Raw genomic sequence first — 7,720 nt, 5'->3', positions numbered from 1 at the left:
TATCACTTATAGGAGTTGTTCAAATTTCCGGATCCATCTCTGAATTATCTTCATATCCATCCATTTAATAGATAACTGCTTTACACCCTACATGCTAGCTCCGCATATCTCGCTTCAGTACATTAGAAAAAAATGACTGAAACGGAGTTCGGTAGTGAACCACGCACACCACCCAACCTTATTTATAAACGATGACCATGTTGCAGAACTTGCAACTTGGCCAAGCGCAATTGAAGCACTAAGTACAGCCTACAAACAACCAATATCAGCAGCTATGGTACCGCCGCGTACTATGGCGCGCGGAGAAGGCTTTTGGCTACGCAGCTTATGTGCAGTATCACCATCTAAACAATACATGGGCTGCAAACTCATTGCAGCTAGCCCAAAAAACAAAAAAGCCAGCTACCTCATCTCACTGTTTGACCAAGACACCATGCGCCTTGCCGCACTCATTGACGGCAACCGCATTACAGACATCCGCACCGCGGCTAGCTCAGCTGTTGCAGTCAATGCATTGGCAGGTTCAGACAAATTAGATATTGCGGTACTCGGTTCAAGCGCATTGGCTCGCAGCCATTTACATGCACTAAATGCTACAGGCCGAATTGCCAAAGTTCGCGTTTACAGCCCAACCCAAGCTAACCGTGAAAAAATCGCGCAAGAATTTGCAGAGCTGTATGGCCTAGACATACAAGCCGTTGCAAGCCCAGAAGAAGCTGTAAAAAACGCCAATGTTGTGGTGTGTGCATCACGTAGCCGTGACGGTGGGCCAGTCTTTGACGCAGCTTGGCTAGAGCCGGGCATGACCATTGTTTCTGTTAGCTCAACTTTGCCAGAACAGCGCGAACTCGATGTTGCAACCGTGCAAGCCGCGCAACTTATTGTTGCAGATATGCCAGAAGAAGTCCTGCACGAAACAGGTGATTCACTGGTTGCAATCGAAGCTGGCTGTGACGTCGCTGCCAAAACAGTCTCACTTTCAGATGTGATGTCAGGGCAGGTGCAAGTTCGCCAAAAGCCAGAAGATATCGTCATCTACAAATCCGTAGGTTCAGCGCTGCAGGACATCGTGACTGCAGAAATGCTACTGCGCAATGCCAAAAGTGCAGACCTGTATCAAGAAATGCAAGACAGCATTGTCACCATTGATCGTTAAAATCCCATTGATTTAATAGCAAATTTTTAGATTTAAAAAGTATTGATTTAGCAAGTAAAAAGGATAAGGAGTTTCAACATGGCAAATTACAAACGTGAAGATGCACGCGCGTGGGCGAAGGAACATTTAAAAGGCTGTTCATCAGTAACCATTCCAAGCTATAGCCAAGATTTAAGCCGTTTAAACGAAAAAGGCATTCGTCACGATATTCAAAAAGTCATCGACCTAGGCTACACCTACACATTGCTATGTACAGAAGTTGCGATTACTCCCGAAGAAAATGCGCAATTTACCGCATGGGCAAAAGATCAAGCTGGCGACAAACTCGGCTTATTCTTCCATGCAGGTTTTGGCACATTAGAAGAAAATATCCGTGCAGTAAAATTGGCGGAAAAAGCAGGTGCAGATATCGTGCTGCTGTCTTATCCATCAAACTTCTGGCCAACCTCAGAACAAGACATTTATGACTACACCAAAGCATTTTGTGATGCGACGGAATTAGGTGTGATGCTATTTGCTATTCCACTTTGGGGCTTTGAACGTGTCCATCCACAAGGCATGTCACCTGAACTGATTCAACGTTTAATTGATGACTGTCCAAATGTCGTGTCTTTAAAAGCTGAGCAAGGCTTCCCGCACATTGCAGGTTTAGTCGACAGCTATGAACGTTTCAATGATCAAATCGTGGTGACTTGTCCAATCGAAAGTGACGTAATTCCGCTGCTTCGTTATACCGATATGCAATTCTCAGGAACCAGCTATACGCAGTGGATGGGTGATCATTTTGTGAAAACCTTTAATCTAGCCAAAGAAGGCAACTTTGATGAAGCGATGAACCTGTACTGGCAAGCGCAGCCTGCACGCGGTGCAGTGGGTGCAGCGACGGGTGCTTATATGCCAGGTTCAAACTACATCAACCGTGCGCACTGGAAATACATGGACTGGTTAGCAGGCTTTAACGGCGGCCCATTACGTGCACCGATTGCACGTATCCCAGACCGTCAAATGAAAGTACTGCGTCAAGGTTTGATTGCATCAGGTTTGCCATGCACCAATGACCCAGACAGCGAATTCCTTGTAGGCCGTTTCCCTGAATAAGGCGAAGATGAAAGGATAGACAAATGAACAGCATTGCACAGATTAATCCTGCAGATTTACTGAAAGATCCAAGCCTTTGGAAAATGGGCGCATTTATTAATGGTCAGTGGATTCATGAAACTGCCCACGGCACTTACAGCTTAAATAACCCAGCAACGGGTTTAGAGCTGGTGAAATTACCGCGCTGTAAAGAAGATGAAACCAACCACGCGATTGCTTCAGCACAAACAGCTTTTGAAAAATGGCGTAAGACGACTGCAAAACAGCGTTATGAAATCATCAACCGCTGGTATCAGTTGGTGGTGGAAAATAAAGAAGATTTAGCCACCATTATCACTTTAGAAGAAGGCAAGCCTTTAACTGAAGCACGTGGTGAAATGGATTATGCATCGTCATTCCTGCAATGGTTTGCAGAAGAAGCAAAGCGTATCCGTGGTGATGTATTACCTGCGCCAAAAGACACACAGCGTATTGTTGTGCTTAAACAGCCGATTGGCGTATGCGCTGCCATTACGCCTTGGAATTTCCCAGCGGCAATGATCACCCGTAAAGCAGGCCCAGCGCTCGCTGCAGGCTGTACCATGGTGGTAAAACCTGCCAGCCAAACCCCAATGACGGCTTTGGCTTTGGCTGAACTTGCACGTCGTGCAGGTGTGCCAGAAGGCGTTTTTAGCGTTTTAACCGGTAATGACACACGCATTATTGGCGGGATTCTAACTTCACATCCATTGGTTCGTAAAATTACCTTTACGGGGTCAACCGAAGTGGGCCGTACCTTGCTGGAACAGTCGGCAGCGACCATTAAAAAATGCTCGATGGAATTGGGCGGCAATGCGCCATCCATTGTCTTTGATGATGCAGATTTGAATCTTGCTGTAGATGGTGTAATTGCTTCTAAGTTCCGCAACACAGGTCAGGCGTGTATTTCTGCCAACCGTATCTATGTGCAGGATGCCATTTATGATGAATTTGCACAGCGCTTAGCAGCCAAAGTCAAAGAACTGAAAGTCGGCAATGGCTTGGAAGAAGGTGTAGTTCAAGGTCCACTCATTGATGCTGGTGCAGTTGAAAAAGTGCAGTCGCATATTGCCAATGCAGTAGAGCATGGTGCATCTGTGGTGTGCGGCGGTCGTCGCAGTGAACTTGGCGGATTCTTCTTTGAACCGACAGTGTTGACCAATGTCACCAAAGACATGGTGATTGCACATGACGAAACTTTCGGCCCAGTGGCGCCTTTAATCCGTTTTAGTACAGATGAAGACGTGATTGCGCAAGCTAATGACAGCGAATTTGGTCTAGCTGCATATCTATACAGTCAGAATGCTGCACGTGTATGGCGTACATCCGAAGCTTTGGAAGCTGGCATGATCGGGATTAACACAGGTTTAATTTCTAATGAAGTCGCGCCTTTTGGCGGTGTGAAGCAAAGCGGGCTTGGCCGTGAAGGTTCACATTACGGCATTGATGAGTTCTTGGAAATGAAATACATGTGCTGGGATGGATTGCTCACAGGCTAAGTCAATAGTCAATTAGCAGTATATCTACTATTGGGCGTTCAGTCATTTGGACACAATGCTGAACAGTCCGATAGCCGATGCATGAAGCAGTAAAACGGCAACATAAAAAGATCAAAGTAATACGCGTATTTCGAGGAAGAAATACAGGAGTAATGGAATGAATATTATCGGGATTGATCAACTGATTTACGGTGCAAATGATTTGGCCGCTTCAGTTCAATTTATGCAGGATTTCGGTTTGACCGAAGTGCCGAACCAAGCCTTTGGCCGTGCTTTTGAAACATTGGACGGCACGGGTATCTTGGCTGCCGAAGCTGATCATGCAGCTTTGCCTGCTAAGCTGCCTTCAATGAGCCAATTACGCAAAATGGTTTATGGCGTTGCCGACCAAGCAACACTGGATGCCATTCAAGCTGAGCTGAGCACTGACCGCGACGTTAAAGTATTGGACAATGGCGCACTGGAAACAGTGGATGATTCAGGTATTTGTATTGGTTTTCAGATCAGCATACGCCGCGAGTTGAATCTTCCAGTCGAAAAAATCAATGCGCCGGGTGCAGCGCATGAACGTCCGCTGAATGTTTTGGGTGTAGACCATTCCATTGAAATTAAACCGCGTACTTTGGCGCACACAGCGGTGTTTGTACCCGATGCTGCCAAAGCAGAAGCTTTCTATGTAAAACGCTTAGGTTTCCGCGTGAGCGATCGTTTAGGCGGCGGGCCATTCCTGCGTGCTGGCGGTACGACGGATCACCACACTTTGTTTTTGATTCAAGCACCTGAGCATATTAAAGGCGTAGAACACATTTCATTCCACCTTTCTGGCCCAAGCGAATTGATGCTGGCAGGTCAGCGTTTTGCAAAGGCTGGACATGAAAGCTTTTGGGGGCCGGGCCGCCACGGTCTAGGTTCAAACTGGTTCTGGTATTTTGATGGCCCATTGGGCTGCCGTTTTGAATACGATGCTGATATGGATCAGCTGGATACCGACTGGGTGCCGCGTGAACTGCCATTGCATGAAGACAATGCACAAGCCTATCTGCTGGAATTCCGCAAGCAGAACTGGGCGCCATTTAATGGACCTGCCAAAAAAGCAGGCTAATTCAAAGTTTAAATACTGAAAGTACCCAAGCGCTGAATCGGCAGGATGTTGATTCAGCCCTCAGGCAGCGATAACAAAAATGGAAGGAGAGTCACATGTTCAAGTACATTCAAGTGACAGCAGGAAGTGATGAAGAATATGTTGATCACTTATGTGATCGTGTAGAAGAAAGTATTAACAAAGGTTTCTTGCCGATTGATATCTTCAATGATGATGCGGTGTTCCGCGCAGAAATGGAGCGTATCTTTACCCGCAATTGGATTTTCATTGCGCATGAGACTGAAATTCCAAATTCGGGTGACTATGTACTGCGCCGTTTGGGTTTAGATAAAGTCATTGTGACTCGTGACAGCGAAAATAAAATCAATGTTTTGCTCAATCACTGCCGTCACCGCGGAACAGAAGTGTGCCATAACGACCGCGGCAATGCCTCAAGTTTTAAATGTCCGTACCATGGCTGGGTTTACAAAAACAACGGTGATTGGATGGGCGCGCCGCATATGAAAGATGCTTACGGCGGCAAGCTTGATGCGAAAGAATGGGGACTTTTACGCGCAGCCAAAGTTGAAAGCATTTACGGTTTTATTTTTGCGTCTTTAAATGAAGATGTACCGCCTCTACGTGAATATTTGGGCGATACCGTTTGGGCATTGGATGCAATTTTTGGTATTCATCCAGACGGTGTACGTTTGCTGAAAGAGCCAGAGCGTTTCCAAGTCAAAGCCGACTGGAAAAGCGGTGCGGAAAACTTCTGCGGCGATGCATACCACGTCAGCACAGCGCATTTATCAGCTGCCAGCACGGGCTTTATTCCAAGTGTGAACCAAGTAAGTACCCATGCATCGGGTTATGACTTTGGCAACGGCAACAGCTTCATTGGTCATGATTTATCAGGCATGGTCGGCATTCCATTGCCAAACTGGGGTTATCCACCAGAATTACAAGCCAACTTTGATCTATCAAAACTAGACAATGTTCAAGTACAGATGATTAAAGACGTGCCGCCAACCATTGGTACGATTTTCCCGAACTTTAGCTATATGCGTTTGCCGCATCCGCCAGCACCGGGTGAAATGCCAATTCCATTTACCAATATTCGTATGTGGCAGCCAGTTGCACCGGGTGTAATGGAGCTGTGGAACTACGAGTTTGAATTTAGCTTTGTACCTGAAGCTTATGCAGAAAAAGCCTATGCAGCAGGCCAATATGCCTTTGGTTCAGGCGGTATTTTTGAAGCAGATGACACTGCAGTGTGGGAAGGTATTGCCAAAGGCGCACAAAGCCCGTGGATGCGTAAAGAACAAGTGAATTTGCACTATAGCCAAAAGCAAACAGGCGCAGATCCAGACTGGAAAGGCCCAGGTGAATTCCATCCATCCATTTATGGTGAATATTGCCAAATTGGCTTTTGGCGACGCTGGTTAAAAGAAATGCGTGAAGGCCAAAAAGCCAAAGAAACCTGCTTGGCCGATGACAATGCACAGCAAAAAGGAGTGGCATAAATGGATTTTACAACTCGCGAAACTGTACATAATTTTTTAGCGCAAGAAGCGTTGCTCTTGGATGAGCGCCGTTTTGATGAATGGTTTGCGTTATTGGACGATGAAATTGTCTACGAAGTGCCGCTGCGCATCAGCTCACTTCATTATAAAGACGAATTCCCAGGGAATGCGTACCGCATATTAGATACAAAGGCGCACATCAAAGTGCGTATCGACCGCATGGCGTCTGGTCAGGCTTGGGCGGAAGTGCCGCCGTCACGGACTTTACGTGTTATTGGCAGCGTGATGATAGAGCCGACTGAGCAGGCGGATGTCGTGAATGTACATAGCGCAACCATCATGTACCGCCAGCGCGGCCATGACGAGCAGGGCGATATTATTCCTTACCGCCGCGTAGATACTTTAAAAATCACTGAGCAAGGCGCGCGTTTGCTGAAACGTAAAGCGGTACTGACTGAAGCGGTGCTGCGCACACCCAACCTTGGCGTATTTTTATAAAAAACAACACAGTATTTGATTTAAGGATGAAATCTCATGACACAGAAAATTGAAGTCATTTTAGACAGTAAACAATGCCAAGGTTACGGTATGTGCCTAATGTCTGAGGATATTTTTGAAATTCCGCAAGGCAGTCAAGTGGCACAGCTCAAGCTGCATATGGTGGATTTAGACCGTGAAGATGAAATTAAAGAACTGGCCAGTGCTTGTCCAGCTCAAGCGATTAGTTTTCGCATTTTAGAAACGGCATAAGGAGCATTTAAATGCCACAAGTCAATGCAATGCTCAGCAAGCGTTTTGATCAAATCTGTTTTGTCGTAGAAGACTTACAGCAGGCTATGGATTTTTTCAGTAAAACCAATGGCGTGGAAGTGTGGAACGTTGCTGAAGGTTTATCGCAAACGCAAAAGGAAAAAGAGTACTACGGTCAACCGGGTGACTTTCAGTTCAGCTGCGCTTATGGTTTCGCCGGCGAGACTTTAATTGAGCTGGCGCGCCATGATGGCGGTCAGAGTGTATATAAAGACTGGCTGGATGATAAAGGCAAAGGCCCGCATCACATTGGCTTCCGTCAAAAAGATGCTGAAGAATATGCGCAGGCTGAACAGCATTACACCGATTTAGGCATCAAAAAAGCCATGGCAGGCTTCTTTGAAGGGCCATTCGGCAACTGCCGCTGGGCCTACTTTGATACCCGCGATCAAATCGGCTGCTTTACAGAACTTTATTATGTGGATGGCGAATTGAACGACCGCATGGCTGAATTAAAAAGCGGTAAAAACGTCAGCATTACCGACTAAAACATTTTTAGGGTTCCAGCTGTCCTCAGCGGCTGGAATTTTTCAAA

At 46.4% G+C, this 7,720-nt stretch carries 8 protein-coding genes; all 8 read left to right on the top strand.

Features of this window, described 5'->3' with window-relative positions:
- The first annotated feature begins 154 nt into the window (after positions 1–154).
- The 8 genes from OKC24_RS17010 (at position 155) to OKC24_RS16975 (ending at position 7,673) form a co-directional block, all read left to right on the top strand.
- Positions 155–1,156, top strand: coding sequence for an ornithine cyclodeaminase family protein (locus OKC24_RS17010; protein ID WP_265466045.1), 1,002 nt, complete (start codon positions 155–157; stop codon positions 1,154–1,156).
- Between the two features lie 78 nt (positions 1,157–1,234).
- Positions 1,235–2,254, top strand: a complete 1,020-nt coding sequence (locus OKC24_RS17005; RefSeq protein ID WP_265466044.1) for a dihydrodipicolinate synthase family protein — start codon at positions 1,235–1,237, stop codon at positions 2,252–2,254.
- 23 nt (positions 2,255–2,277) lie between these two features.
- Positions 2,278–3,771, top strand: coding sequence for an NAD-dependent succinate-semialdehyde dehydrogenase (locus OKC24_RS17000; protein ID WP_307735402.1), 1,494 nt, complete (start codon positions 2,278–2,280; stop codon positions 3,769–3,771).
- Between the two features lie 157 nt (positions 3,772–3,928).
- Positions 3,929–4,873, top strand: coding sequence for a VOC family protein (locus OKC24_RS16995; RefSeq protein WP_131275703.1), 945 nt, complete (start codon positions 3,929–3,931; stop codon positions 4,871–4,873).
- A gap of 95 nt (positions 4,874–4,968) precedes the next feature.
- The gene (locus tag OKC24_RS16990; RefSeq protein ID WP_131275702.1) at positions 4,969–6,375 is read left to right on the top strand and encodes an aromatic ring-hydroxylating oxygenase subunit alpha; all 1,407 of its coding nucleotides are present in this window, start codon (positions 4,969–4,971) and stop codon (positions 6,373–6,375) included.
- Entirely contained in the window at positions 6,376–6,873 is a 498-nt protein-coding gene (locus OKC24_RS16985; protein WP_086212211.1) for an aromatic-ring-hydroxylating dioxygenase subunit beta, read from the top strand.
- A gap of 36 nt (positions 6,874–6,909) precedes the next feature.
- Positions 6,910–7,125 (top strand): ferredoxin, encoded by a 216-nt coding sequence (locus OKC24_RS16980; RefSeq protein ID WP_005009939.1) that lies wholly within the window; start codon positions 6,910–6,912, stop codon positions 7,123–7,125.
- Positions 7,126–7,136: 11 nt separating this feature from the next.
- Positions 7,137–7,673, top strand: coding sequence for a VOC family protein (locus OKC24_RS16975; RefSeq protein WP_131275701.1), 537 nt, complete (start codon positions 7,137–7,139; stop codon positions 7,671–7,673).
- Positions 7,674–7,720: the final 47 nt, after the last annotated feature.

Origin of the sequence: Acinetobacter entericus (assembly GCF_026168575.1) — a bacterium.
Classification (GTDB): Bacteria; Pseudomonadota; Gammaproteobacteria; order Pseudomonadales; family Moraxellaceae; genus Acinetobacter; species Acinetobacter bouvetii.
This window is presented reverse-complemented; position numbering and strand designations above follow the sequence as displayed.